Origin of the sequence: Chlorobium sp. KB01, assembly GCF_001975465.1 — a bacterium.
Classification (GTDB): domain Bacteria; phylum Bacteroidota; class Chlorobiia; order Chlorobiales; family Chlorobiaceae; genus Chlorobium.
The window spans coordinates 1-23,841 of record NZ_MPJE01000030.1 but is presented as its reverse complement, the minus strand read 5'-3'; the positions used below and the strand labels follow the sequence as shown (position 1 = coordinate 23,841).

General features: G+C 51.1%; 24 protein-coding genes and 2 tRNA genes. 7 read left to right on the top strand and 19 right to left on the bottom strand.

Annotated elements, in window-relative coordinates; all coding sequences use genetic code 11:
* Positions 1-4 precede the first annotated feature (4 nt).
* The 3 genes from BOO20_RS03415 to BOO20_RS03405 are packed head-to-tail and all read right to left on the bottom strand — an operon-like array spanning position 5 to position 2,266.
* Positions 5-598, bottom strand: coding sequence for a tetratricopeptide repeat protein (locus tag BOO20_RS03415; protein ID WP_076790590.1), 594 nt, complete (start codon positions 596-598; stop codon positions 5-7).
* A complete protein-coding gene (locus BOO20_RS03410) occupies positions 591-1,691 on the bottom strand; it encodes a ferrochelatase (RefSeq protein WP_076790588.1) in 1,101 nt (366 codons plus the stop codon). The genes BOO20_RS03415 and BOO20_RS03410 overlap by 8 nt, the downstream gene beginning before the upstream one ends.
* Positions 1,673-2,266 carry a hypothetical protein gene (locus BOO20_RS03405; RefSeq protein WP_076790586.1) on the bottom strand — a complete coding sequence of 198 codons (594 nt, stop codon included), beginning with the start codon at positions 2,264-2,266 and terminating at the stop codon, positions 1,673-1,675. The genes BOO20_RS03410 and BOO20_RS03405 overlap by 19 nt, the downstream gene beginning before the upstream one ends.
* A gap of 112 nt (positions 2,267-2,378) precedes the next feature.
* Here BOO20_RS03405 and BOO20_RS03400 point away from each other — a divergent pair.
* The 4 genes from BOO20_RS03400 (at position 2,379) to BOO20_RS03385 (ending at position 4,073) form a co-directional block, all read left to right on the top strand.
* Positions 2,379-2,460 (top strand) — tRNA-Leu (locus tag BOO20_RS03400).
* Positions 2,461-2,474: 14 nt separating this feature from the next.
* Positions 2,475-2,558: transfer RNA gene (locus BOO20_RS03395), tRNA-Leu, on the top strand.
* Positions 2,559-2,601: 43 nt separating this feature from the next.
* The gene (locus tag BOO20_RS03390; RefSeq protein WP_076790584.1) at positions 2,602-3,117 is read left to right on the top strand and encodes an HIT domain-containing protein; all 516 of its coding nucleotides are present in this window, start codon (positions 2,602-2,604) and stop codon (positions 3,115-3,117) included.
* 14 nt (positions 3,118-3,131) lie between these two features.
* The gene (locus BOO20_RS03385; protein WP_076790582.1) at positions 3,132-4,073 is read left to right on the top strand and encodes a class I SAM-dependent methyltransferase; all 942 of its coding nucleotides are present in this window, start codon (positions 3,132-3,134) and stop codon (positions 4,071-4,073) included.
* Between the two features lie 117 nt (positions 4,074-4,190).
* On the opposite strand, the gene BOO20_RS03380 is transcribed toward BOO20_RS03385, so the two are convergent.
* The 8 genes from BOO20_RS03380 to BOO20_RS03345 form a co-directional block, all read right to left on the bottom strand.
* Positions 4,191-5,570: a TolC family protein gene (locus BOO20_RS03380; protein WP_076790580.1), complete on the bottom strand. Its 1,380-nt coding sequence runs from the start codon at positions 5,568-5,570 to the stop codon at positions 4,191-4,193.
* Positions 5,571-5,660: 90 nt separating this feature from the next.
* The gene (locus BOO20_RS03375; RefSeq protein ID WP_076790578.1) at positions 5,661-7,004 is read right to left on the bottom strand and encodes a replication-associated recombination protein A; all 1,344 of its coding nucleotides are present in this window, start codon (positions 7,002-7,004) and stop codon (positions 5,661-5,663) included.
* Entirely contained in the window at positions 7,005-7,661 is a 657-nt protein-coding gene (locus BOO20_RS03370; RefSeq protein ID WP_076790576.1) for a riboflavin synthase, read from the bottom strand.
* Positions 7,662-7,696: 35 nt separating this feature from the next.
* Positions 7,697-9,700 carry an alpha-amylase family glycosyl hydrolase gene (locus tag BOO20_RS03365; protein ID WP_076790574.1) on the bottom strand — a complete coding sequence of 668 codons (2,004 nt, stop codon included), beginning with the start codon at positions 9,698-9,700 and terminating at the stop codon, positions 7,697-7,699.
* Positions 9,701-9,872: 172 nt separating this feature from the next.
* The gene (tpx, locus tag BOO20_RS03360; protein ID WP_076790573.1) at positions 9,873-10,373 is read right to left on the bottom strand and encodes a thiol peroxidase; all 501 of its coding nucleotides are present in this window, start codon (positions 10,371-10,373) and stop codon (positions 9,873-9,875) included.
* 148 nt (positions 10,374-10,521) lie between these two features.
* Entirely contained in the window at positions 10,522-10,938 is a 417-nt protein-coding gene (locus BOO20_RS03355; protein WP_076790571.1) for a DoxX family protein, read from the bottom strand.
* 84 nt (positions 10,939-11,022) lie between these two features.
* Entirely contained in the window at positions 11,023-12,099 is a 1,077-nt protein-coding gene (gene ribD / locus BOO20_RS03350) for a bifunctional diaminohydroxyphosphoribosylaminopyrimidine deaminase/5-amino-6-(5-phosphoribosylamino)uracil reductase RibD (protein ID WP_233120862.1), read from the bottom strand.
* 29 nt (positions 12,100-12,128) lie between these two features.
* On the bottom strand, positions 12,129-12,662 hold the full coding sequence (locus BOO20_RS03345; protein WP_076790568.1) for a dCMP deaminase family protein: 534 nt from the start codon (positions 12,660-12,662) through the stop codon (positions 12,129-12,131).
* 99 nt (positions 12,663-12,761) lie between these two features.
* On the opposite strand from BOO20_RS03345, the gene BOO20_RS03340 reads away from it, so the two are divergent.
* Entirely contained in the window at positions 12,762-14,405 is a 1,644-nt protein-coding gene (locus BOO20_RS03340; protein WP_076790566.1) for an NFACT RNA binding domain-containing protein, read from the top strand.
* A 56-nt stretch (positions 14,406-14,461) separates the two neighbouring features.
* On the opposite strand, the gene BOO20_RS03335 is transcribed toward BOO20_RS03340, so the two are convergent.
* Together BOO20_RS03335 and BOO20_RS03330 are read right to left on the bottom strand one after the other, a co-directional pair.
* Positions 14,462-14,722 (bottom strand): type II toxin-antitoxin system RelE/ParE family toxin, encoded by a 261-nt coding sequence (locus BOO20_RS03335; RefSeq protein WP_076790564.1) that lies wholly within the window; start codon positions 14,720-14,722, stop codon positions 14,462-14,464.
* Entirely contained in the window at positions 14,706-14,954 is a 249-nt protein-coding gene (locus BOO20_RS03330) for a TraY domain-containing protein (protein WP_083694523.1), read from the bottom strand. Before BOO20_RS03330 ends, BOO20_RS03335 begins: the two co-directional genes overlap by 17 nt.
* A gap of 201 nt (positions 14,955-15,155) precedes the next feature.
* On the opposite strand from BOO20_RS03330, the gene BOO20_RS03325 reads away from it, so the two are divergent.
* Complete coding sequence (locus tag BOO20_RS03325) at positions 15,156-15,524, top strand: acyl-CoA thioesterase (protein ID WP_076790562.1); 369 nt, start codon at positions 15,156-15,158, stop codon at positions 15,522-15,524.
* A gap of 33 nt (positions 15,525-15,557) precedes the next feature.
* On the opposite strand, the gene BOO20_RS03320 is transcribed toward BOO20_RS03325, so the two are convergent.
* From BOO20_RS03320 to BOO20_RS03300, 5 genes are all read right to left on the bottom strand, one after another.
* A complete protein-coding gene (locus BOO20_RS03320; protein ID WP_076790560.1) occupies positions 15,558-16,865 on the bottom strand; it encodes an LptF/LptG family permease in 1,308 nt (435 codons plus the stop codon).
* A gap of 171 nt (positions 16,866-17,036) precedes the next feature.
* Positions 17,037-17,408, bottom strand: a complete 372-nt coding sequence (locus BOO20_RS03315; protein ID WP_076790558.1) for a DUF86 domain-containing protein — start codon at positions 17,406-17,408, stop codon at positions 17,037-17,039.
* A complete protein-coding gene (locus BOO20_RS03310; protein WP_076790556.1) occupies positions 17,401-17,688 on the bottom strand; it encodes a nucleotidyltransferase family protein in 288 nt (95 codons plus the stop codon). Before BOO20_RS03310 ends, BOO20_RS03315 begins: the two co-directional genes overlap by 8 nt.
* Before the next feature lie 233 nt (positions 17,689-17,921).
* Positions 17,922-19,187, bottom strand: coding sequence for an MFS transporter (locus BOO20_RS03305; RefSeq protein WP_198935412.1), 1,266 nt, complete (start codon positions 19,185-19,187; stop codon positions 17,922-17,924).
* The gene (locus BOO20_RS03300) at positions 19,184-19,993 is read right to left on the bottom strand and encodes a cache domain-containing protein (RefSeq protein WP_076790555.1); all 810 of its coding nucleotides are present in this window, start codon (positions 19,991-19,993) and stop codon (positions 19,184-19,186) included. The genes BOO20_RS03305 and BOO20_RS03300 overlap by 4 nt, the downstream gene beginning before the upstream one ends.
* Positions 19,994-20,259: 266 nt before the next feature.
* On the opposite strand from BOO20_RS03300, the gene BOO20_RS03295 reads away from it, so the two are divergent.
* Positions 20,260-22,998, top strand: a complete 2,739-nt coding sequence (locus BOO20_RS03295; RefSeq protein ID WP_076790553.1) for a PAS domain S-box protein — start codon at positions 20,260-20,262, stop codon at positions 22,996-22,998.
* A gap of 31 nt (positions 22,999-23,029) precedes the next feature.
* Here BOO20_RS03295 and BOO20_RS03290 read toward each other — a convergent pair whose 3' ends face one another.
* On the bottom strand, positions 23,030-23,740 hold the full coding sequence (locus BOO20_RS03290) for a thioredoxin domain-containing protein (RefSeq protein WP_198935411.1): 711 nt from the start codon (positions 23,738-23,740) through the stop codon (positions 23,030-23,032).
* Positions 23,741-23,841: the final 101 nt, after the last annotated feature.

The window sequence follows — 23,841 nt, the reverse complement described above, 5'->3', positions numbered from 1 at the left end:
TTGTTTAAAAATAGAGGCTTCCTATCTGTTCCGCCATTTCGGCATCAAGTGTTTTCAGGATTTCATACTCCTTTTTAAGCCCGGCCATATCACCTCTCGAAAGATAGTACATGGCAATCTTGTAGTGCGCTTCAGCGCTATCCGGTTCAAGCCGGAGTGCCGATTCAAAGGCCTCCTTTGCCTTCTCATACTCCCCGAGATCAAGCCAGGTATCGCCGATTACTCCGTAAACTCCGGCATATCCGGGATCAATATCGAGGGCTTTCTGCAGGGTCTTCAGGGCCTCCTCCTCCTTGCCAAGCGTCAACTGCACAAAACCGAGGTGCTTGTATGCCTCCAGAAAACCGGGGTCAAAGGCGATGGTTTTCAGCAGATCACAGCCGGCCTTCCTGAAATTGCTCATGGAGAGATGCGTCACTGCCCGTGCATAGAGTACATCCACATCGCGCCGGTTCAGCTCAAGAAGCCGGTTGAGCAGGATCAGCGCATCACTGTTGCGCTGCTCGTGCATGCAGTCGAGTGCCTCTTCATAGAGCGTGCGCACATCAAGGGAGTCCGCTCCTCGATCTCTCTTTTCTCTGCCATCGATACTATTCAATGTAGCTGAATTTTTTCAGTTTCGGCTCAATACACTCTCCGGGCGTTTCCATGGCATGTTGCAGATTGTCCAGCCATTGCAGCTCTGCGAGAACCTTTTCGCCGAGCCAGCGGCCAAAATCGGGATCGTCGTTTATGCAGCGCACATACTGGGCAACCGGAAAACCGGCCTTGTCGAGTTGTTTTTTTGCATCGTACTCGGTTTCGCTGTTGTCGGCAAAAAAACCGTAGGGGAACATGACCACTCCTTCGTAGCCATCCTCCCGGTAATCCTCCAATGCTTTTTCAATGGTCTCGGCCATCCACTCCCCGCCGTTGGAGTGGTTGATACACCCCTGGCGAACATCAGTGAAGATATTACGTGAGTCACCCATGATCTTCTGCTTCATCAGATCAAAGAAGGCCATGGTCTCGTCAAGCCCGGTAAAGACTTTTGGCGGATTTCCATGCCGGTCCCTGACCAGCGTGCCGTGTATGACCAGCACCAGGCCAATCTTTCCGGAGCCTTTCACTCCCCGGACTTCACCGGAGAGCTGCGAAAAGAGATAGTCGATATAGATACGGTGCAGGGCGTCATCACTCCAGAGCCTGCTCATCACCTTTACAAGCGCAAAACTGCTCTCACCGCAGACATCCATCACCATCTGACAGGCGACCCCGCAGGAGAATGAGGACTCAACGGGAATCATCGGCACTACAACAATGCCGTCATACTCCCGGCGAAGCTCCGAGAGCATATCGTCAAGATAGGGCGGAACAAAGTAGTAGGCATCAAACACCGTGACATCGGCCTTTTCAGTAAACCCTCTTCCGTTTCCGGCAAGCGCGGCCTCAAGCGTTTTTGTCTGCGCCCGGTTTATGGCAATAAGCTTTGAACGGTAACGATGGAGCTTCCAGTTGATATAGTGCTTCGTTGAACGGTAGTCCGCTATAAAATAGATAAGCGCCGTCGGCACCTTGACGATCTGACGGGTAACGACCTGCAGAATCCTTCTTGAACTCGGCCAAAGATTCCTTATCGTCAGCTTGTCAACCTCACCGTATGTCGTTACAACAACGGCATATTTTTTTCGTTTCACAATCCGATCCACCATTTTAACTCGGCAAAAATCACAGAAAAGCCTACAATACCGCCGATAAGGGTCTGCATGAAATTATGGGCTTTCAAATGGATTCTTGACCACATGAGAAGCGGCACCAGCAGCAGCAGCCATAATGCAACAGCACCGAACTGAAGAAAGAGCAGAGCAACCGAGGATGCAAAGGTGAAGAGGTGAATGCTGATTTTCCACTGGAGCGTAACCAGCAGAATAAAGACCATATTGACCGAGTTGAAGAGCAGGATACCCGATAGAAGAGGCGGAGCATCAAGCTGCTTCATAAACTCGTAACCGAGGGCGTTGATGGCCACCAGTACAAGGAGCGGCAGAAAGCGCTGCTCACGGAAGGTAATATTGTAATCGGAGACCTTCCCGATTTTTTTCAGACCGTAGATCAGAAGCATGGGAACAATCGTGCTCGAAAGAAAAAGCACCATCAGGTATGACATATTATGCGGGTCGGCACGGAATCCCAGCAGCACAATCGTTGTGTAGACTGCCGGAGCAACCACAACCGGATTGATCACCCATGAAACAAAGTTTGCAAAACGTTTTAGATCAAACTGCATGGGCACATGACGAAATAATCAGAAATAAATTCTTTAACGACACTCTCTGAAAAGTATGTCGAAAGATAGTTTTTATTAAAATAAAATCCGCGTATATTCGTAGTCTCACTCTGCGAGAGTGGTGAAATTGGTATACACGCTAGTCTTAGGAACTAGTGCCGTGAGGCGTAAGGGTTCGAGTCCCTTCTCTCGCACTAATTGAGAAGATGCCAAAGTGGCGGAACTGGTAGACGCGCTGGACTCAAAATCCAGTGGGTGCAAACTCGTGTGGGTTCGAGTCCCACCTTTGGTACAAACAAAAACACATAGTAAATCGAAAGAGACTCTGCTCCATCATGGAAAGAATGTATTCGCCCTGGCGTGAAGTCTACATGCAGTCATTCAAGGATGACAAGCCTGCAGGCGCCGACGGGAAATCGGTTTTCGCTGACATTCCTCCCGAGGAGGATGAGAAGCGTTTTGTGGTCTACCGGGCCAAAAAGTGCTTCATCATCATGAATCTCTACCCCTACAACTGCGGACACCTCATGGTGATCCCCTACCTCCAGACTCCCGATTTCACCGACCTTGATCACGAAACAAAACTTGAGGTCATGGAGCTGACCGACCTGTGCATCCAGGCGCTCAAACTCACACTCAGACCGCAGGGATTCAATTTCGGAGCAAATCTCGGCAGGGTCGCCGGTGGCAGTGTTGATACGCACATTCACTTCCATATCGTACCCCGCTGGGAGGGTGACACCAATTTCATGCCGGTGCTTGCCGATGCAAAAGTTCTCAGCAATGACCTCCGCTCCACCTACAGCAAGCTGAAAAAGGCTATCGCAGAGCTTACAAAGCCAAAGGCATAGTACCCTTCCTGCCGATGGAACAGATCCCCTGCCCTCTCTCCAACTCCACCGAATTTACCCCTTTTCTGCAGGTTCCCGACCGCTTTGATCCTTCCGGAAAAGCGCTCTGGCAGCTTGTTCGATCTACAGCTTCAGGGCTTATTATGCTCAATCCCCGTCCGGAGCGCACCGAAATGGCGGTTCACTACCATCGCGGCAGCTACGATCCTCACATGCAGGCCGGAACAGGAAACTCACCCGCACAGAGAGCCTATCTTGCCGCAAGAAAGCTCTTGACGGGTTACAGGGCATCTTTTGTGCTGAAAGGGGCGCCCGCTCCCCTGCAAGGACTCTCGATTCTTGAAATAGGGTGCTCCACCGGAGAGCTGCTCAGCCATCTGCACAGGATAAAGAAGATCCCGAAAGAGCAGCTTTATGGCGTCGAACCGGAGAGTAACGCTACTGAATACGCACGGAACAGCTTCGGATTGCATATCGCTCAATCAATTGAGGATACAAGGCTCAAAAACCGGCTGTTTGACCGTATTGTGCTCTGGCATACGCTGGAACATATTCACGATCTCCATGAAACGGTTGCGTATGCAAAAGCGCGACTAAAGGAAGACGGGATGCTTGTACTTGCGCTTCCGAACCAGGAAAGCCATGATGCCCGCCACTACCGTGAGAACTGGATCGCATGGGATGCGCCGCGCCATCTCTACCACTTCGTCCCGAAAACAGTTGAAAAGCTGCTCGAAGAGCATCATCTGGAGCTTGTCACCAGCAAGCCCTACCTGCCCGATTCGCTCTACAACACCATCTACAGCGAAAAACTTCGCCGTAAAAGAGCGCGCTCCCTTTTTACCGCACTGCAATTTGGAGCAGCGGTACAGCAAGCGATTGTAGCCGCAGCCATAGGGGTTTTATGGCCGCTGAAGGCTTCAACCATTGTCTATTTTGTAAGGAAAAGGAGTTGAAGAAGCGCAGGAAGAGCCTAAAAAAAAGGACGTAAAGGACGGCAGGGACTACAGGGACGAATAAAGAAAGTAGAGGCGCCCCCTGCTGATAATATTCAACCAACAGGGGTTGTATGGTCAGCTTTTCGCGACCGTTGCTTTTGAGCGGCCGAGGGCTTTGTCGAGGCGGACGCTGGTAACAAGGTAGTCGTAGACTGCCTGCAGGTAGTTGGTTTTGGCCTTGTTGAGCTGCAATTCGGCGTCGGTCAGTTCGAGACGGGAGCCTATTCCCTCCCTGAACCGGAGCTGCGATATTCTGTAGCTGCGCTCTGCAACCGTGATGGTTTTGGACTGCACCTCGATTCTCTTCTGCGACTCGCGGAAACTGGAGAGCATGATCTCAATCTCCGCGCGAATATTGGCCTTGAGATCCTCATAGCGTGTTCTGGTCTGCAACTGCTCAATTTTTGCCTGCTCCACCTGGGAGCTTATCCTGAAACCGGTAAAAATCGGCATGGAGAGCTGAAGGCCTACCGCTGAAGAGACCGGCCAGCGTGACTGCGAAGTTTTTACTCCATCATTGAAGGCGGTCTGTGACTCAAGCTTTCCGAACGCCGAGAGCACGGGAAAGCGTTCGGCACGGGCGGAGGAGAGTTTTTCCCCCTGGGCCTGCACCTGAAGCTCAAGCTGACGCAGATCCGGGCGCCGCTCAAGCGCTTCCTCATAAGCCGCAGCAATTTCAGTTGGATAGGAGTCCGAAGAGAGTTCAAGCTTGCCTGCCAGCCTGAGTTCCGTATCGGGTGTTACACCCATGGCATTCTTGAGCTTTGTCATCGTAATACCGACACGGCTTTCAGCCTGCAAGAGCTCCGGGCGGAGATTTTCAACCGAGAGAAATGCCTTGAGCGTATCGATATCGGCGGCAACACCCTGGCGGAACATTGCCCGGGTATCCCTGCGTGACTCCTCCCAGCGCGCTACACTCTGTTCAATCAGCTTTAACTGGTCCCTTGAGATAAGCGCATCGAAATAGGCCATCTTGATGTCGGTGATAACGGCTGCCTCGGTATTCCGGTAGGCCTCTTCACTCATTTTGCGCACCGTACCGGCGGCCCGTATACCGGCAAAAGCTGAACCGTTGAAGATCGGCTGACGGAGATTGAGCGTTGCACTTGCCGAATTGTCGGCACTTATCTCTATCGCGGTAAAGGAGGAGCCGTTGCCGCCGTTAAAAATATTGGGAAAAAAGAGGATCGAGGGTTTCACCGAACGGGTGTAGATCAGCTCTGTGGTGAGCTGGGGCAGAACCCTTGACCATGTTTCGCGGATCTTCTGGTGCGCCATATCCCGGTCGAGACGGGCAAGCTCAAGGGCACGACTTTTTTCAAGGCCGATACGTACCGCATCATCAAGAGAGAGCGGGGCACTCTCCGGAGCCGGAGCAGCATAAAGAGCGGGCGATGCTGAGAGAAGAAAAAGTGAAAAGAGAAAAAATATGGCCGGTCTCAACCTGTTCATAAAAGGGTCTGTCTTGATGAAAGAAATCCTGGGGCTGCCATTCCGGCAGCGCGTCACTCAATATACAAAGAGCTTGGTATTTCGTAAAAATCATAACCGGTAGCGATCGCCCCAGAGTCCGGAGAGACGCTCCTTCAGATACTTCTCCCTCCCCTCATCTCCGGGCCGGTAGTAAGGCTTCGGATCCAGACCATCCGGAAAATAGTCCTGCCGGACAAAATGGCCGGGATAGCTGTGGGGATAGTTGTAGCCCGCGCCATATCCCTCCTGTTTCATCAGTTTTGTGGGAGCATTGCGCAGGTGAAGCGGAACCGCCAAATCCTGCATTGAGCCTGACTCCCTGAGCGCCTCATTGATTGCCTGATAACTCGCGTTGGATTTTGCGACCGAGGCCAGATAGGTAACCCCCTGCGCCAGATTGATGCGAGCTTCGGGCATACCGATAAGTTCAACGGCATGAAAGACCGAAATCGCAAGCGTAATGGCATAGGGATCGGCATTGCCGATATCTTCGCTGGCAAAAATCACCATCCGGCGGGCAATGAATTTGGGGTCTTCGCCCCCTTCGATCATCCTTGCCAGCCAGAAGAGCGCGGCATCGGGATCTGAACCGCGCATCGACTTTATAAAGGCGGAGATGACGTCATAATGGTTCTCGCCTCCCTTGTCATATACCGGTGCCCGGTGCTGCAGCGCCCGTTCGAGCAGCTCCCGGTCGAGCACAATCTCCGTTTGATCCTGCGGGAGCAGAGAGAGCGCCGTTTCAACGGCATTCAACGCCTTGCGCGCATCACCTCCGGCAAACTGCAACAGAAAATCGGGATCGGCAATCTCAATCTGAAGCTCACCGAAAAGCCGGTCCTCTTTGAGAGCCCGCCGGATGACCGCCAAAATCTCCTCACTCTGGAGGGGCTTGAGAATATAGACCTGCATCCGGCTCAGAAGGGCGGCATTGACCTCAAAAGAGGGGTTTTCGGTTGTAGCACCGATAAGAACAATGAGGCCCTGCTCAATGGCGTGCAGGAGCGTATCCTGTTGCCCTTTGTTGAAGCGGTGAATTTCGTCGATAAAGAGGATGGTCCGCAGACCGGAAGCTCTTGACTTTTGTGCATTGTCAAGCGCCTTGCGCACATCCTTCACCCCCGAATCAATTGCTGAAAGCTGTTCAAAACGGTAGTTGAGTGACGCTGCGCAGATTTCGGCAAGGGTGGTTTTACCCGATCCCGGCGGCCCCCAGAAGATCATTGAGGGAAGCTGACCACTCGAAATAAAGCGGCGAAGCGGGCCGGACGGGCCGACAAGATGCTCCTGCCCTGCCATATCGTCAAGTGACCGGGGGCGAACCCGCTCGGCAAGTGGCTGAAAGTAGTTCCCGCTTTCGGGAGCCGGGGAAAAACCGAAGAGATCCGGCGGCATGTTGGGAGTGTCACTCATTCAAAATCCCTGATCAAGCAGCCATGCCTCATTGATCGTTGAAGCCTCCGGGGCTGAAGATGAACGCATACCAAGCTGACGGGCAACATATTTTCCGAGAATATCAAACTCAAGGTTAACCCTGCTTCCGGCTTTAAGATCATTGATGGTCGTATGGGCAAAGGTATAGGGAATGACAGCGGCGGCAAAGCGGAGCCGGTCAAGCTTGGCAACAGTCAGACTGATGCCGTCAATCGTGATCGAGCCGGCAGAGACAATAAAGGGGGTAAACGTTTCAGGAAAGCTGATCCAGAGCTCCCGGCTTGAGCCAAGCTCGCGTATCTCATGAACAGATGCCGCACAATCAACATGACCGAGCACAAAATGGCCGCCCAGTCGATCCAGTGGACGAACCGCCCGCTCAAGATTGACCAGTGAACCGTTGCCGATCTCTCCGAGCGTCGTCTTGCTGAGGGTCTCTTCAACCGTATCGACCTCAAACCACCCCTCACCAAGAGCAACAACCGTCTGGCAGGCACCGTTAATGCTGACACTCTCGTCAATCGAGAGATTGCTGAATTCGGCAGGATTCGTGTAGTGAACCCGGAGCCGCAGCCCCCCCTTTTGCCGTACCACTCCCCTCACCCGGCCGACATCCTTGATAATTCCGGTAAACATGGCTGATACCTTTCCCTTTCAGTAGTGCAACAGAATCATAACCCTTTTTCTTTCAATATATCACCTTGGCAATAGACAACAAACCCTGCTGCCGGAACTCTGATCTGCAGAGCCGAACCATGAACAGCGATGAGCGGGGCCGGTTCACCGCACTGCCGCGCATCAGTGGAGTAGAGGCAGCTCATCGTGCCCGGAGAGCTGTTTATGCGGCTGTCCACCACAACCCACAGCTGAATATCATGCTCGGTGTCGGTGTTAATGGCACAGAGAAATTCCGATCTCGCATAAATCCTCGACCATGCAACCACCCAGTGCAGCTCGCCATTTACCGGCTGGGGATAGTAAAACTCACCTTCACGCCCGCTCTCCGATACCTGCCGCAGATACTGCCGGCCCCGGCGAAGGGCGATATGCTCACGGCGCAAACGGGTCACATCCTGCACAAAACGGTACACCTCATGCTGTTCATTGAAGAAGTGCTTTCCGCTGCTCTGAAAAGAGCCGAAACCGCCTCCGAACATGCACTCCCGAAGGAATACATCACTGTAGGAGTCATCATCGGTGCGGCGGTCTGCTCCGTTGAACGCCTGTTCCGTACCGTAATAGATACAGGGTATGCCTGCCGAGAGCAGGTTCAGACCGAGCGCTGCGGGAAGCAGCCGGGCACTGCGCGCCGCATCGCCGCAAAACCGGAACTTGTGACGAACACCTACCTGGTCATGATCGTCAAGCATGGTAACAATATGCTTGGCATACCATTGATGACTCCGCCGGTTATCAAGAATGCTGTTGCGGAAAAGATCGAAATAACCCTCCTGGGCCTCCGTATCGGGGTTCCCGGGGCTTCGCCACCCTTTGACAAGAAATTCGAGTTTGTCGGGGATATCATCGATACCGAGCGCGGCATCGAGGCCGGTCGTATCGAGAATTGTGGCGGCGTATGCTCGCCCTCCGGTTATTTCACCGATAATCGTAAAGTTCTCCTTGCCTATCGACTCGGCAAATTCATGGATGGCTGTAGCAAAAAAGCGCACGGCTCCCGGCTCCATATGTTTGACGGTATCAAGGCGGAAGCCGTCTATATCGGCAAAGGCAATCCAGAAGCGGTAGACATCGGTCAGATAACGAAGCGCCTCTGACACCCTGAACGCTCTGATACGGCGTTCAATATCCTGAACGGAATCCGGATCCCTGAGCGCCTCACCGAGACAGATATCCTTGAGCGTACAGAAGTCTCCATCAAGAAACTCCGGAAACGAATCCCACTCCTGTATCTCTCCACGGCAGGTCCAGGTATCAGGCGACTGGAGCTCTTCAGGCCAGACCGCCCCATCGGGCCATGCGCCGCTCTGGAAAGGGGCTGGAGCCGCATCAAAGGGGATGCATCCCTCTTCACCGCACGACAGCCGGTATCCGCTCACCGGCCAGGCACGCCCTCCGTGATAGAAGTAGCGCTGATTACCTTCGTAGGCAAACACATCTCCGGCATGGTTGATGATGATATCAAGGATCACCCTGATACCGAGATCGTGCGCAGCCCTGACAAACTCCCGTAACTCCTCTCTCGTTCCGAAGTGAGGATCGACATCAAGAAAATTCTGGATACCGTAACCATGATAATCGTTGCTCCCGGTGACCTGCCTGAAGACCGGACTGACCCATATAGCGCTTATTCCGAGCCTTTGGAGATAACCAAGCTTCGCTTTCATACCGGCAATTGTACCTCCGCACCACCGTTTTCCGGCCTCAAACCAGCTCTCAGGGGAGGCAGTTGCTTCATCAGTCAGTGTATTGAAAAGCGGTGTCGTACGCTCTCCCGTGAGTGCGGTAACCGGAACCCCCGCACTGTTGCAAAAGCCGTCATACTCTTTTCCGTCTGAAAACCGGTCAAGAAAGAGAAAATAGAGCACTTCATCCTCCCACGAAGCCGGTGAGGGATAAAAGTGCCGGTTTTCGAGCAGTGCCTGAAAATCAATATCAGCAAGCCGGCGTTCAACGGCTGAATACGCGGGATCCTTTCTCTTCGAAACCATGAGCATAATGGTTTATATGAGTGAATCAAAATAACGTTCGAAAGCGCACAACTGAAATCCGCAAGGGCAATTGCCTCTCCGGACAAAAAAACCGGCATCACTGCCGGCTTGAGGATTTCGATTCCGACAGGTCGGGAGCGGCACCGTCATCAAAACACACAGCAGATTATTCGCATAATCAGGCAAGCGCCTTGAGCGCTGCACTGTAATCCGGCTCCTGTGTAATTTCAGGCACCTGTTCGGTATAGACCACCCTGCCGTCAGCATCAACAATCACAATAGCTCGTGAAAGAAGCCCCTTGAGCGGACCGGACGTAATGGTGACGCCATAATCACGACCGAATTCGGGCGAACGGAATACCGAAAGCGAAACAACATCTTTCAGCCCTTCAACTTCACAGAACCGCTTGTGCGCAAAGGGCAGATCGGCAGAGATACAAAGCACGACGGTGTTGTCAAATTGCGAGGCCTCCTGGTTGAAGCGCCTTACCGAAGAGGCACAGACCGGGGTATCAAGGCTTGGAAAGATATTGAGAACCAGTCTCTGGCTTGCAAAATCAGCAGGTCCGGCCTCTGAAAGATCGGTTTTCACCAGACAGAAAAAGGGGGCGTCAGACCCGATTACGGGAAGTGTACCGATTGTCTCGGCAGCGTTGCCCTTCAAGGTAATGTGTGCCATAAAACAGCGTTTAAAAATTAAAAAAAGTATCCGGTAAAAAAGGGTGTCATCGGCGCTAAAGCCTGGACGACAGCTATACAACCACAAAGAGGATGAATGCGTTCAAAAAAAATTCACACCTCCTTCCCCCTGCCTCACAATCCCCCGTTCACCTCCAAATACCTCCGCCCCGTGAAAAGCTGTAGCGCCCCGCACCGAAAAAGAAGATCGCAAGAGAGCCGAAGAGATAGAAAGCCTGCACTTCAAGGGCATATGCACCATGGTCACCCAGGCCTAAAAGCTGCCCGGCATGAACAAGATAGACCGCCATCACCATCACAAATGCCTCTATGAGAGCGGCCGGACGGGTAAAAATCCCGAGTACGATAAAGAGCGGCGCAAGAAGCTCTCCGAGCAGAATACCGTGAGAAAGATAGCCCGGCAGGTGCGCTTTAAGCAGCATCTGCTCTACAAAGCCGTAGCCATGCTGAAGCTTGTTAACCCCGTGAAAGAGCATCAGCCCTCCAACCGAAAGCCGAATCAGCAGCTTTCCCAGGTCATTGTTACTGACAAGACGGTCCATCATAGGCGCCCTCCTATTGGTATATTTTTTAGCCATTAACGCTATCATGTTTTAAAAACCACAAAAAAAACAAACATCCGGGCACCGCTACAGGCTTTGAACATAGGCTTCCAGCAGCAAATCACTGCCGAAAAAGCGCGGCGTTTCAAACTTCAGTGCAACAGCTTCATCCGGCATACTGATATTGAGCGGGGCAAACGAGCTCAGGGCATCGCCGCCAAAGAGCTTGGGCGCAATGAACATATAGATTTTGTCAACCAGCCGCTCCCGTATAAACGAAGCTGAAAGCCGGCTCCCGCCCTCAACGAGTATGGAGAGAATCCGGCGTTGGTGCAGCTCTTCAAGCACCTGGCGCAGATCGAGTTCACCTGCATGCTCACGAACAAAGAGCACCGTCACTCCCCGCTCTCTGAGGAGCCCTGCTTTATCAAGAGCTTCCCAGGCTGATGAGGCAAAAAGAATGGTCGGCGCTTCAGTATTGAAAATTTTCGATTCTACAGGAAGACTCAGCCGCCGGTCAAGCACAACACGGAGAGGATTGCGACCGCTGCAGTGCCTGACGGTAAGCTCTGCATCATCACTGCGAACGGTAGCCTCACCCACCACAACGGCATCATAGAGCGCGCGGAGCCGGTGTACCTCCATTCTTGCCGCTTCCCCGGTAATCCATTTGGAGTTACCGAGCGATGTTGCAATTTTACCATCCAGCGTCTCGGCCAGTTTCAGAGAAACAAAAGGCAAACCTGAGGTATGACTTTTGATAAACGCCTCGTTGAGCTTCATGCATTCAGCTTCAAGCACCCCTTCGGTAACCTCAATACCTGCCGCAAGCAGCTTTGCAATCCCCTTGCCCGCAACGCTCACAAAAGGATCACGGCACCCGACAACAACCCGTGGAATTCCTTTTTCAATAATCAGATCACTGCATGGCGGGGTTTTGCCGAAATGGGAGCAGGGCTCAAGGTTAACGTAGAGTGTGGAACGCCGGAGCAGCTCCTGATCGGCCACTGAAGCAATGGCATTAACCTCGGCATGAGGAGCGCCATAGATCTCATGAAAGCCCTCTCCAATGATCACGCCGTTACAGACAATCACCGACCCGACCATCGGGTTCGGACTGACCGTGCCGCCACCCTTCAATGCGAGCTCAATGCAGCGGCTCATATATACCGTATTATCACAGAGTAGACTCATCATGTCGCCGGATTCGCTCCCGCAGTGACCTGGACCAGCCGGATACCAGAGAGCCTGAGCAGTTCGTCAATATGCTCGATCTTGTAGGGTTTGTCGTAGTATATTGTTTTTATACCTACGTTTATCAGCACCTTAAGGCAGTGAATACAGGGGCTTGCGGTAATGTAGATATCAGCTTCACCGATGGAGACGCCATGTTTTGCGGCCATGGCTATGGCATTGATCTCCGCATGGATGGTATTGACACAGTTCTCCTCGACCGTTCCGTCAGGATGGGTGCTTCGGTAAATCCTGCAGGTAGTTTCATTGCAGTGAGGCAGGCCGGAAGGCGCACCATTATAGCCGGTCGAAAGAATATTGTGATCACGGACAATAACCGCCCCGATATGGCCTCTCGTACAGGTTGCCCGTCGGGAGATAAGATGCGCAACGCTCATAAAATATTCATGCCAGCCAAGCCTCTTTTCAGCCCCGGCCTCGCCGCCCTCTCCACCGCATGAGCAACTGCAATCCGACCTTGATTCTTCCTGCATAGTCCTCTTTTTTGATAAATTGAAATAACGTTATCAGTATAGTCCTTTAGAAGAAGATAGGGAAAAACCATTCGCTCCCGCAACCCTGATTCGGCTCTTATGCATCGTAATTACTTTACGCTCTACCACGCGGCAATGGAACTGCATGAAAAGCTTGCAGGCGGGAGAGTCACCGAAATCTGTTCAGAGCATAAAAACGAGCTTCGAATCGACTTCAAAACCATGCATGACCACCACATGCAGCTTGTCGTGGTCACACACTCGCCGCAACTCTCTATCTACACAAAAGAGGGTTTTCAGCAAAAAGGGAAAAATTCAGCAAGCCTCATGAGCGAGGTATATGGAGTGGCGGTCACTTCTGTTGAAATCGTATCTTCCGACAGAGTCATCCGAATCCGTCTTGAGGATCACTCCGTTCTTGTGCTGCAGCTCTTTCACCCGAAGAGCAACGTTTTTCTGGTTCGTGAGAACCTTGTTACCGATGCCTTCAAGCATAAAACCGACCATCTCGGCAAACCATATCCGACAGAAGATGAGAGTCCGGGATTTTTACGAACACTTGAAACAGTCGCCCTCGACAAAGCCCGGTTTATCAGCCTCTTCAACCATGAGAGCGGCAGCACGCCGCAAAGACTCTCGGTTATCCTCCCTGGATTCGACCGCACCCTTGCCGTGGAAGTGATGAAACGGGCTGATGAGAGCCAGAGCGCGGAAGCGCTCTTCGGGGCATTCCGGTCACTCTTTTACGAGCTGCTTGACCCGATGGTTCAGGTGACGGAAAAGGGGAACGGCGAACCGGGATTCACCCTGCTGCACAACGCTCCGGTCGATACCGGACGCTATGACTCTGTACTCGAAGGTCTCTCGGTCTACAGCACAAGGATCTACCGCTATCTTGACACGGCTGATGAGCTGAAGGCCTATCGGGCTAAACTGGTGCAACAGCTCACCAAAACCGGAAAGGAGCTTGAACAGTACAACCCGGGGCTGCTTGAAAAAATTGCTGCAAACTATGACCTCTCCGGCCATCTCCTCATCGCCTCGCTCTATCAGGAGAGAGCGGATCCTCTCACGATAAAGGTGAAAAACATATTTGATACGGATAATCCGGAGAGCGAAGTGACCATTACACTCAAAGCGGCGCTTTCGCTGCGCGAAAATGCCGAAGAGTATTTTGCCAAGGCATCAAAAACGAGAGGAAAACTCAACACTTTGCAGGCCCGGCATACCACCACTCTGCTGAAAAAAAGAGAGCTGGAAGCACTGCTTGCCGAAACAGGAGCGATCACGACACCCAAAGAGGCACGCAGGTTTATTGAGCATCATGGCGGAAGCGGAAAAAAAACCGGCGGTCGCCAGGTAAAAGGGGGCGAAAGCAATCTGCCGTTCAGAAGTGTTCAGATCTCCCCCTCCATAACGCTCCTGATCGGCAAAAATGCCCTGAACAATGAGCTGCTGACCTTCAGCCACAGCAAACCTGACGACATCTGGCTCCATGCAAGGGGCTCTGCCGGCTCTCACTGTCTGTTGAAAGGGGCATCGCTTCACCACAAAGCTGAAATAAGAAAAGCCGCTGAAATAGCCGCATGGTACTCCGCAGCCAAACACTCAAAACTTGTTCCGGTGATCTACACCCTGAAAAAATATGTCCGGCGGGGAAAAAAGCTCGCACCCGGACAGGTGATCATTGAACGCGAAGAGGTGGTGATGGTTCGTCCGGAAAAGGAGGGGAATGAGAAGTAGGTTACAAAAAAAACATCGCTGATCAGTAAATGCAGGGTGCTCTTTGAAGTGTATGTTTAACGATACACCTCCTTGCGATGGCCCACCCGAATAACCAGCACACAACCCGCTTCATCGTTAATTTCACACAGCACACGATAATCACTAACACGATACCTCCAGAGTGCTGAATGATTGCCATGCAAAGCCTTGCCATACTGCCGGGGATTCATGGCTACCCGTTCGCGTAAATAGGCGATAATCCGTTTGGCATCATTCCGGTCAATCCGGGCTAATCCCCTCTCCGCCTCACGGGTTACTTCAATCTTCCAGACCAAGTCGATGCTCCACTTCGTCCAAACCGGAAACCGTTTCATCCCCCGTTCGCACACGATCCAGCACCTGCTCGGCCATATAAATATCTTCAAGATCGTCAAGATGCTCAAGAATAGCCTCCCGAATGTAAAAGGTCTTGGTTCTTCCGGTTCTTTTCGCAAGAGTATCAAGCCGCTCCCCGATACTTTTAGGAATACGGATACCCACAATATGATCAGCCTTCTCTTTTTCCATTATTGGACTTTTTACTTGCTCGTCATCTCACGAATAACATGTTAAACAAACATCCTCCTATATCAAAACCCGGAGATGATCGGGGTAATCATGGTTGAGCGATTTTACCAATGGGTGCCCTTATGATTATCCATTTCTGAAAGGCGATATATCGGGCTATCTTGATGAAGAAGCAAGCATATCAACTCAAGCAATGATATCATGGAAACCTATAAACTCGTACTGCCCGAACACCTCAACCACTACGGCTTTCTCTTTGGCGGAAACCTGCTGAAATGGATTGACGAGGTGAGCTACATCACGGTTTCGCTTGACTATCCGGGCTGCAACTTTGTCACCGTCGGCATGGACAAGGTGGAGTTCAAAAAGAGCATAAGGGGTGGCACAATCCTCTGCTTTGTCACGGAAAAAAGCAAAATCGGCCACACCTCGATCGAGTACACCGTGAACGTCTTCAAAAAGAGTATTGATACCGGCAGCAGGGTTCTGGTGTTCAGCACCAATATCACCTTCGTCTGTCTGAATGAGAAGGGGGTCAAAAAGGCGATCTGCTCCGGAAGTGCGCAGTGAACACCCTGCTGAAGAGAAGAGCGACACGCTCTGTTACCGGGTAGTATTAAAAATCGAGCGGTTCAGAGAGAATGCAAGCAGAATGCCTATGGCCGAGATGACAATATTGCCGAGCCACATCGAGAGCATGGGGTCAAGCAGACCGCGTTCGGCAATGGTCTCGCCTGAAATCATGAGCATCCAGTAGAGCACAAAAAAGAGCAGCGACATGCCTGCACCGACTCCGAACCCGCCACGACGAGCAAGAACGCCGAGAGGTGCTCCAACCAGAACAAAAACAAAACAGGCAAGGGAGAGCGAATATTTCTTGTGATAGGCAGCCATATAACGGTTGTACATACTCCGGTTTGCACTGATACTCTGGCGTTCAGCGTCAAGCGCTGCGAGCTGCCTATCAACATAGCCTTCCGCAGAGATCTCCTTTTTGCGGCTCTCCTCCGCACTCCCCCCGGAACCCGTTCCTGCTATCTGACGATTCATGCTCTCAAGCGATAATTTGATGCGCTTTTCAGATGCGGCTATCCTTTTTTGAAACTCGTCGCCAATGGAGAGCAGCTCCCTTGCCGAAAGCTCACTGTCTCCGGTACGCAGCCGGTTGGCGGAAGTGCGGGCAAATCCAAACCCTGACGACTCAAAGACAAAGCGATACTTTTTGAAACTCAGGTTTCGATAGACCTGGTGGGCCGGTTGCTTTACCTGATGGATTTCACCGTCGAGAAGCGTCATGACGAGGTACTGGAAATCGCCGGAAAACTCAATAGTTCCCCGCTCTGCTGTCACCATCGTGGTAAAATTCGGTCGGGATCGATCATAGATCACGACACCCCTGATCTCCTTTGACTGGTCATCAGCTTTACGAACAAGAATGGAATACCCATCCACAAGCGTTGAAAAAGCGTTCTCTTTCAGCCCGAATGCCGGTTTTGCCCTGGCTATATCAACCATGAGCGATCTGGCATGGTAGTTCGCCAGGGGAAGGACAATATTATTGAACCGCTCAACACAGAGTGAGAGCAGAAGAGCGGCACAGAGCACCGGAAACATGAGGCGGTAAAGGGAGATGCCCGAAGCCCTGAGGACCGTCATCTCGGAGTTTGTGGTAAGGGAACCGAATGCCATCACCACCGCAATAAGCACGGCCATGGGAGCTGCAAGCCCTACCATCCAGGCAGACTGCAAAACAATAAGCTCAACTATAGCGGTGAAGGCGATTCCCCGCCCGATAAAACGGTCGGCGAAACCGGCAAAAAACTGGAGGATCAGGACAAAAAGAATCGTGATGAATGCAAACAGAAAGGGCCCGACATGGGATTTCAGAATGTAGCGGTCAATAATTTTCATACAGGACTCTCTCTGTTCACTCCCCTTCGTTCTCTGATGCTTTTGACATGATAAAACAGGTCAAAAGTCTGACAGAAGGCAATATAACCTAAAATCCCCTTCACCGGGAGATGCTTGCATCTACTTTCAGGCTCTACAGGTAAATGAAAACATTCGGCAGCAGATTTTCACTCAGCGTAAAGTCGTCATCATCGCTTTCACTGCCTGATGCAAATCGCCAAGATTATTTTTGCAGATTTCAAAAATTTCCTCGGCATCAATGTTGAAGTACTGATGTGACAGGATATCGCGAAGCCCTTTTACGCCCGACCAGTTAATATGAGGATATTGGAGAAAAAGAGTGCCGGCTGTATCCTTGTCGATTTTTTTAATCTGTTCACCAACAGCGATCAGCATCATTGCAATACCATCAAGCATATCCATGCCCTGGCTGCTGTCAAGAAAATCATCAGCCGTTTTTATATGTGCAAACCTCCGGTTAATCTTGACCAAGGCGAAATCAATCTGGACAAGTTTTTCATGAAGATGCGATTTATCATACATAGAGTGCTTCCTGATCAATATGCTGCTTGAGGTAGTGGTTCATTCTCTTCCAATAACGGATCACATCGACGCTGCTGCCCAGCAGCCTCTCCAACTCCTCCTTGAGCTGTACTTTAAGCAGAATATCAGGCTCCATTTCAACAACAACATCAATATCACTCCCTTCAATGGCGCTATTGCGGGCCACAGAGCCGAAAATACCGATTTTTGATATTCGGTAACGTTGCTCAAGCTCTTGTTTATGAGTACTCAGAATGCTGAGCACCTGATCTCGTTGCATTTCACTCTCTTAAAATTTCAACTGCAATAAAACAATACTTTAGGCATTTGATTCCTGAATTGCAAACACTACCTCGAATAACATCTGTATGCAGAGAGCTGTCAAGAGCTCCATAAACTGATCGGCGAAGGTGCCGCTAACAGAGAACTCAAGGATAGTTTGACGTTCGCAGCCAGGGCAACTCGGACATTGAACGCTGAATCATGGTTCTTCATTCCATACCGGGTACCGGGCTACACAACCCGGTAGCGGGTCAGGGCAAATGAGAAGTAGAGGATGCTTGCAAGCATGATGACGTAAGGCAGTCCGTCAGAACCAAGGAGATCCATGGCAGAGCCGATAAGCAGAATACCCGCCGTACCACCGGAAGCCTCCATAATCGAGTATCCGGCATTGGCTGTCACCAGTTCATCACCCTCATATTTGTCGCCTATCAGGGCCAGAGAGGTGGAATAAATAGCACCGGTTACCCCTCCCCACAAAAAGAGCAGGATAAACGCCTGATAATTGACATAGATCGCAATCGGCAGATAGACCGCGCAAATCATACTCATGAACGCTGCGATCACAATTACATAGCGCCGGTCGATAAAATCCGAAACCCAGGTCAGCGGGGCTTCAAGCAGCAGCACGCCCATCATAAAACAGCTCAAGAGGAGTGCCGACTCGTGTAACGGCAAGGCATTTCTCATACCATAGAGGGTAATAAAGGCACACACCCCGAAATAGGAGACCCCGGCCATTGCGATGGCAAACATCGGCCCCTTGGTCTGCATGATGCTCTTCCAGATTCCGACTCCACCCTTGATCCTGAAGGATGGCACCATATAGAGACCCGCAAGAATCGGCAGCAGGGCCGAAAAGCTGAGCAGAGCGGAGAGGAGAAAAATAAAGCGGACGTTAAATGATCCAGAACCGGCAGCGGTAATATGAGAGCCGGATAGCACAACACCCTGGAACCAGGGCATCAGCAGAACCAATATCCTCCCGGAATAATCAATCAACAGAGGGCCGAAGGCAAAACCAAGGGAGATTGAGGTGCTGTACAGGGCAACCATCAGACCCTTGTTCCGTTTGAATTTCATCCCGGCAATCCATGTCTGGAGCAAAATCATAAAGATAAAACAGCCGACACTGTTCAGAAAAACCGCAAACGTCCAGATATAGATGTTTGCGGTATAGGCAAGCAGCAGAAGAGAGGGTATACGCAACAGGGTAGAGAGCACAAGACCGGCTTTCATCGTGACAAACCGGAGAAGAACAGGGAAAAAAAGGCTGATCAAAAGCGCGGCAATGGTCTCCAGAGCCATGATCACGCCGATCATGGAGGAGGATGTCCCTCTTTCGTGCAGCGTAATGGGAATCATGACGGAGGACATTCCCCTGGCAACACAGAGAAGAAATGTTGCAAGGACGCTTAACAGCAGACAGACAATCGGGGTGGAGGAATCAGTAGTGTTTACTGCACCTTCCGGATGAACAGAAGGGCTCTCTTTCATACCTTTTCACCGTTCTTCAGGCGCATGTAATCCTCATAAATTTTATGGCGGCTGTGGTTCATTATTTTCGAGAAGTTCCGCATAAACCAGACAAGGGCGGCAATCAAAAAGGAGACAAAGAACCCCGTCACCATCGCCCGTATCGTGGCCCGTCTGATTGGAGCAAGTCGCTCCTGATAGTTATCGGCACGAATGTCAATGCCAAGAAGACAGACAAACTGGTGACGTGAATCATAAACCGGAATGTATGCGCTTAAAAAGGATCCCCAGCTGTCTGTATACGGCTCCTGTGCAACAACTTTCTTCTGCTCCCTGAATGCCCGGAGAACAAGCTGGGTCGCATCCGGATAGGGATCCATGATATGGGACTTGTCATCAATGCCGTTATGATCCCTGTCGCCTGTCGGGGTAGGATCCAGAACAAAATAGACCTTGTTGTTCTTCATGACAAGGGTGTATACATAGGCAACCGTTGAATCGGTCTGCATGATTTTTCTCAGCGGTTCGAGCGCCTTGATGTAGGCCTCCGACTCTTCCTGGTTTCGTACTGTGAACTGACGGTGGATATCACCATTCACAAACAGCGCGCCAATTGAACCGGATCGAAGCAGACCCTCACGAATCTCTCCTTTCTGGGCATTCAGGGTATGGTAGTAGATAAACCAGGTGGTTATGAAAATGGCGCAAAAAGCAACAACACCGATGACAATTGCTTCGGCAAGCGGATAGAACCGGTACTCCACATTCAGCCATTCCGGCTTCTCCGACGTGCTATTCCTCTCCCCCTGACGCAAGGTGTTCAGCATACTTCCGGCCTCTATACCTGTTACAGAAAAACTGGCGTAAAAAAAATTCTATCCCTTAAGATACAAGAACAAAAGCAGAAAAGCGCCATCAACTCGCAACAGGAAAGGCTCTCTGTTGTTGTTGGACTAACGAAATAACACGTTGATTCGACAGGATATCCATCACGTTTTCCGGTTTAAGCATATATACTCTTGGCGTCTTTATCATGGATTTGCATACATTATACCTATACCTTTTTTATGGTCGCGAACAGGACAGCAAGCATATGCCGAAAAAAAACAAGGTAGCCTCTTCCGATAACTACCAAAAAGAACTTGCAGAGACAAAGGATGCCGCCGCGGCCAGCGAAATGCTTCATCGCAACCTTATTGACTACATGCATAAAGGCTATGCCTGCTGCCGTGTGGTTACTGAAAAGGGGCGGCCGGTTGACCTGATTCACGTTGAGGTCAACAAAGGGTATGAGAACCTGACCGGCCTGAAAAATGTTATCGGGCGAAAAATCACCGAAGTGATGTCGGGAATCGCCGACTCCAATCCCAAGTTACTCGAAATCCATTTCAGGGTTATTGAGAGCGGCATTGCCGAAAAGTTTGAAATCTATATCGAGCCTCTGCATAAATGGTATGAATCAACCATTTACTGCCCGGAAAAGGGGTTCACCGTAGCGATCTTCGACGATATCACCAAACGCAAACAGGCTGAACAGGCATTACAGAACAGTGAAAAGAAGTTCCGCTCCATTACGGAACAGATGTCGGAGATTGTTTTTATTACCGACTCAAGCGGCCAGATCTTCTTCATCTCTCCGGCTATCGAAAAAATTACCGACTACAAGCAGCACGAAGTAATCGGACAGCGCTTTACGGATTTTCTTTCGGAAGAGGAGGTCCCATCAGCTCTCTCAGCCTACAAGGAGGTGATGCTGAAGCAATCGACCTCTCACGTGATTGTGCTGAAATTCATGAAAAAAAACGGAACCTTTTTTTTCGGCGAAGTTCATGTTCAGTATTACCATGAGAGCGACTGTAGCGGGACTATCGGGGTGATTCATGATATATCGGAACGGAATCGCCATGAAAAAACCCGGATCGAGTATGAGAAAAAATTACTCGATGGCAAACAGTTTCTCCAGAACATCTACGACACCGTCAATCACTCCGTTTTTGTTATTGACGTCCTCCCTGACGGCTCCTATCGCTATAAGAGCATCAACCGCCTGCATGAAATACGGACGGGCCTGAAAAATGAAGCGATATCGGGAAAATCACCACGGGAGGTGCTTGAGCCTGATGTCGCTGCGACCGTTACTGGCTATTATGACCGATGCATTCATAAAGGGAGCTCGACCGAGTACGAAGAGACTCATATGTTCAAGGGCAAACTCTCCTGGTGGAGAACCATCCTGAATCCGGTTCGCAACGATAGCGGTCATATCTACAGAATCATAGGAACAAGTACCAACATCACAGAGCACAAGCTGACTGAGGAGAAACTCAAAACCCTGAGCTTTGCCATTCAGCAGAGTCCCACCGTTGTCGTCATTACCGACCCCGAGGGCAATATCGAATACATCAATCCTACCTTTACCGAACACACCGGCTACTCCGAAGAAGAGGTGATGGGACAGAATCCCCGTATTCTCAAGTCCGGCCTGATGGAGGATCGCGTCTATGAGGAGTTCTGGAAAACGATTCTTGCCGGAAACGTCTGGCACGGAGAGTTCCACAACAAGAAGAAAAACGGTGAGTTATACTGGGAGGATGCCATTGTTTCGGCAATTGTAAACCAGAAGGGAGTTATAACCAATTTCGTGGCGGTAAAGGAGGATATAACCGAAAAGAAAAAGCTCTGGGTTGACCTGATTGCCTCCAAGGAGAAAGCAGAGGAGAGTGACCGGCTGAAAACCGCTTTTCTTGCTAATATCAGCCATGAAATACGAACTCCGATGAACGGTATCCTCAGCTTTGCCGAACTCTTGAAGGAGCCCCAACTCTCCGGCGAGGAGCAGGCGGAGTACATCGAGCTGATTAATCAGAGCGGAAAACGCATGCTGGCTCTGATTAACGATATTGTTGATATCTCCCGTATTGAAGCCGGGGAGACCATGATACATGTCGAGCCGACCCATGTCAACAAGCTTCTGCATAATCTCTGCACCTTTTTCAGGCCTCTGGCGGCAAACAAAAATCTGTTATTAAGCTGCAACAATGGGCTCTCTGACGAAGAGTGTGTTATTGAAACCGACAGTGCAAAGCTGACCCAGATCCTGACCAATCTTTTCCAGAACGGACTGAAATTCTCCACTGAAGGAGAGGTGCGCGTTGGATACATCCGGAAAGAAGATCTGCTTGAATTTTCTGTTTCCGATACGGGTATCGGCATTCCGGAATCGATGAAGGAGAGCATCTTCGAACGCTTCAGGCAGGTTGACAACTCGTTAACCCGCCATCACGAAGGATCAGGACTCGGATTGAGTATTTCAAAGGCTTATGTTGAGATGCTTGGCGGCTCCATCCGGGTTGAATCCGGAGAGGGGAACGGAAGTACATTCATCTTTACACTCCCCTTCAATCCTCCCGGTGCTCGAAAACCTGAACACCACTCAACAGTCAACGAAGCTGCCTTTGGCTCATTGAGAGACACAACGATTCTGCTCGCAGAAGACGACGCGGTTAGCCGAATTCTTATTAAACGAAGCCTTCAGGAGGAAAACCTGACCATTCTTGATGCCTGGAACGGTCGTGACGCAGTGCAGATGATCATACAGCATCCCGAGGTTGATCTGGTGCTGATGGATATCAAAATGCCGGTGATGAACGGATTCGAGGCAACGCGGGAGATCAAGAAGCTTCGACCGGAGCTGCCGGTCATTGCCCAGACCGCTTTCACCTCAAAAGAGGAGCGACTGAAAGCTCTCGAAGCGGGATGTGACAGTTTTATGAGCAAATCGATCAACAAGCAGAAGCTGATTGAACTCATCCGGCTGCTGCTCCATAAGTAACAGCCCTGCACCACCCGCGCACACTACAAGCCTATTGATCTCTTTGGTCGAGCAGTTCAGCAAGTTGTTTCGGCTCACCCACCGGTAACAGACAGGTGTGCTCAACACAGACCGATGCCTGCGGGACGAGGTCGCCGTGGGGTACGGTTTCGGGAACATGCTGCAACCGGGCAAGTTCAGCAGAGGCATGCATGACAACCGTTCCCGGCAGGTAGCGTTCATCCACAACCGCCCGAAGCCGGGCCATCTCCTGAGAGCGCAGCTCGCCTGAAAAGAGAACTCTGATCCTTCTTTTGCGGGCAAAGTTGAGTGCTACAAGCATCTGCGGCAGCGCGGGACTCTGCGAGGCAAGCGTGGTGCCAAACGCGCTGAAGAGCACTTCCGCCTGAGTGGAAAACTCCTCCCTGCCGGTCAGTTCACCAAGCCGCAGAAGGTTCAGTGCCGTGACTGAATTAGCCGAAGGTTCGACACCGTCATAGCTCTCCTTCTGACGCACCGGAACCGTGTAGTCATCACTTGCCGAATTGAAATATCCTCCATGCAGATCGTCAGAGAAAAGGGCATCCTGCTTCTCCGCAAGTTCGAGTGCAGCCTGAAGGTAGACTGGCTCAAACGAGGCTTCGTAAAGGTCAAGCAGTGCCTGCACGAAAAAGGCGTAATCATCAACCTTCCCCGCAATCGCAGCGCTTCCGTCACGATAACGGCGGAGAAGATGGCCGCTCTTGCGGTCATAGAGGGTCACAAGCAGAAAATCGGCCGCTTTCCGGGAAGCAGTGAGGCACGCTTGTGATCGGAAAACAAGAATAAGCCAAAAACGGAAAATAAGAATCACCCAGGGTTAGC

What these genes read in the sequence shown, in the direction of transcription:
- ribD (WP_233120862.1), bottom strand. Translation starts at nt 12,099, where the DNA reads ATGAGCCGCTGCATTGAGCTCGCATTGAAGGGTGGCGGCACGGTCAGT.
- BOO20_RS03315 (WP_076790558.1), bottom strand. Translation starts at nt 17,408, where the DNA reads ATGTATGATAAATCGCATCTTCATGAAAAACTTGTCCAGATTGATTTC.
- BOO20_RS03300 (WP_076790555.1), bottom strand. Translation starts at nt 19,993, where the DNA reads ATGCTGAACACCTTGCGTCAGGGGGAGAGGAATAGCACGTCGGAGAAG.
- BOO20_RS03390 (WP_076790584.1), top strand. Translation starts at nt 2,602, where the DNA reads ATGGAAAGAATGTATTCGCCCTGGCGTGAAGTCTACATGCAGTCATTC.
- BOO20_RS03385 (WP_076790582.1), top strand. Translation starts at nt 3,132, where the DNA reads ATGGAACAGATCCCCTGCCCTCTCTCCAACTCCACCGAATTTACCCCT.
- tpx (WP_076790573.1), bottom strand. Translation starts at nt 10,373, where the DNA reads ATGGCACACATTACCTTGAAGGGCAACGCTGCCGAGACAATCGGTACA.
- BOO20_RS03345 (WP_076790568.1), bottom strand. Translation starts at nt 12,662, where the DNA reads ATGCAGGAAGAATCAAGGTCGGATTGCAGTTGCTCATGCGGTGGAGAG.
- BOO20_RS03405 (WP_076790586.1), bottom strand. Translation starts at nt 2,266, where the DNA reads ATGCAGTTTGATCTAAAACGTTTTGCAAACTTTGTTTCATGGGTGATC.
- BOO20_RS03310 (WP_076790556.1), bottom strand. Translation starts at nt 17,688, where the DNA reads ATGCAACGAGATCAGGTGCTCAGCATTCTGAGTACTCATAAACAAGAG.
- BOO20_RS03355 (WP_076790571.1), bottom strand. Translation starts at nt 10,938, where the DNA reads ATGATGGACCGTCTTGTCAGTAACAATGACCTGGGAAAGCTGCTGATT.
- BOO20_RS03295 (WP_076790553.1), top strand. Translation starts at nt 20,260, where the DNA reads ATGCCGAAAAAAAACAAGGTAGCCTCTTCCGATAACTACCAAAAAGAA.
- BOO20_RS03330 (WP_083694523.1), bottom strand. Translation starts at nt 14,954, where the DNA reads ATGGAAAAAGAGAAGGCTGATCATATTGTGGGTATCCGTATTCCTAAA.
- BOO20_RS03380 (WP_076790580.1), bottom strand. Translation starts at nt 5,570, where the DNA reads ATGAACAGGTTGAGACCGGCCATATTTTTTCTCTTTTCACTTTTTCTT.
- BOO20_RS03375 (WP_076790578.1), bottom strand. Translation starts at nt 7,004, where the DNA reads ATGAGTGACACTCCCAACATGCCGCCGGATCTCTTCGGTTTTTCCCCG.
- BOO20_RS03370 (WP_076790576.1), bottom strand. Translation starts at nt 7,661, where the DNA reads ATGTTTACCGGAATTATCAAGGATGTCGGCCGGGTGAGGGGAGTGGTA.
- BOO20_RS03325 (WP_076790562.1), top strand. Translation starts at nt 15,156, where the DNA reads ATGGAAACCTATAAACTCGTACTGCCCGAACACCTCAACCACTACGGC.
- BOO20_RS03305 (WP_198935412.1), bottom strand. Translation starts at nt 19,187, where the DNA reads ATGAAAGAGAGCCCTTCTGTTCATCCGGAAGGTGCAGTAAACACTACT.
- BOO20_RS03320 (WP_076790560.1), bottom strand. Translation starts at nt 16,865, where the DNA reads ATGAAAATTATTGACCGCTACATTCTGAAATCCCATGTCGGGCCCTTT.
- BOO20_RS03410 (WP_076790588.1), bottom strand. Translation starts at nt 1,691, where the DNA reads ATGGTGGATCGGATTGTGAAACGAAAAAAATATGCCGTTGTTGTAACG.
- BOO20_RS03365 (WP_076790574.1), bottom strand. Translation starts at nt 9,700, where the DNA reads ATGCTCATGGTTTCGAAGAGAAAGGATCCCGCGTATTCAGCCGTTGAA.
- BOO20_RS03340 (WP_076790566.1), top strand. Translation starts at nt 12,762, where the DNA reads ATGCATCGTAATTACTTTACGCTCTACCACGCGGCAATGGAACTGCAT.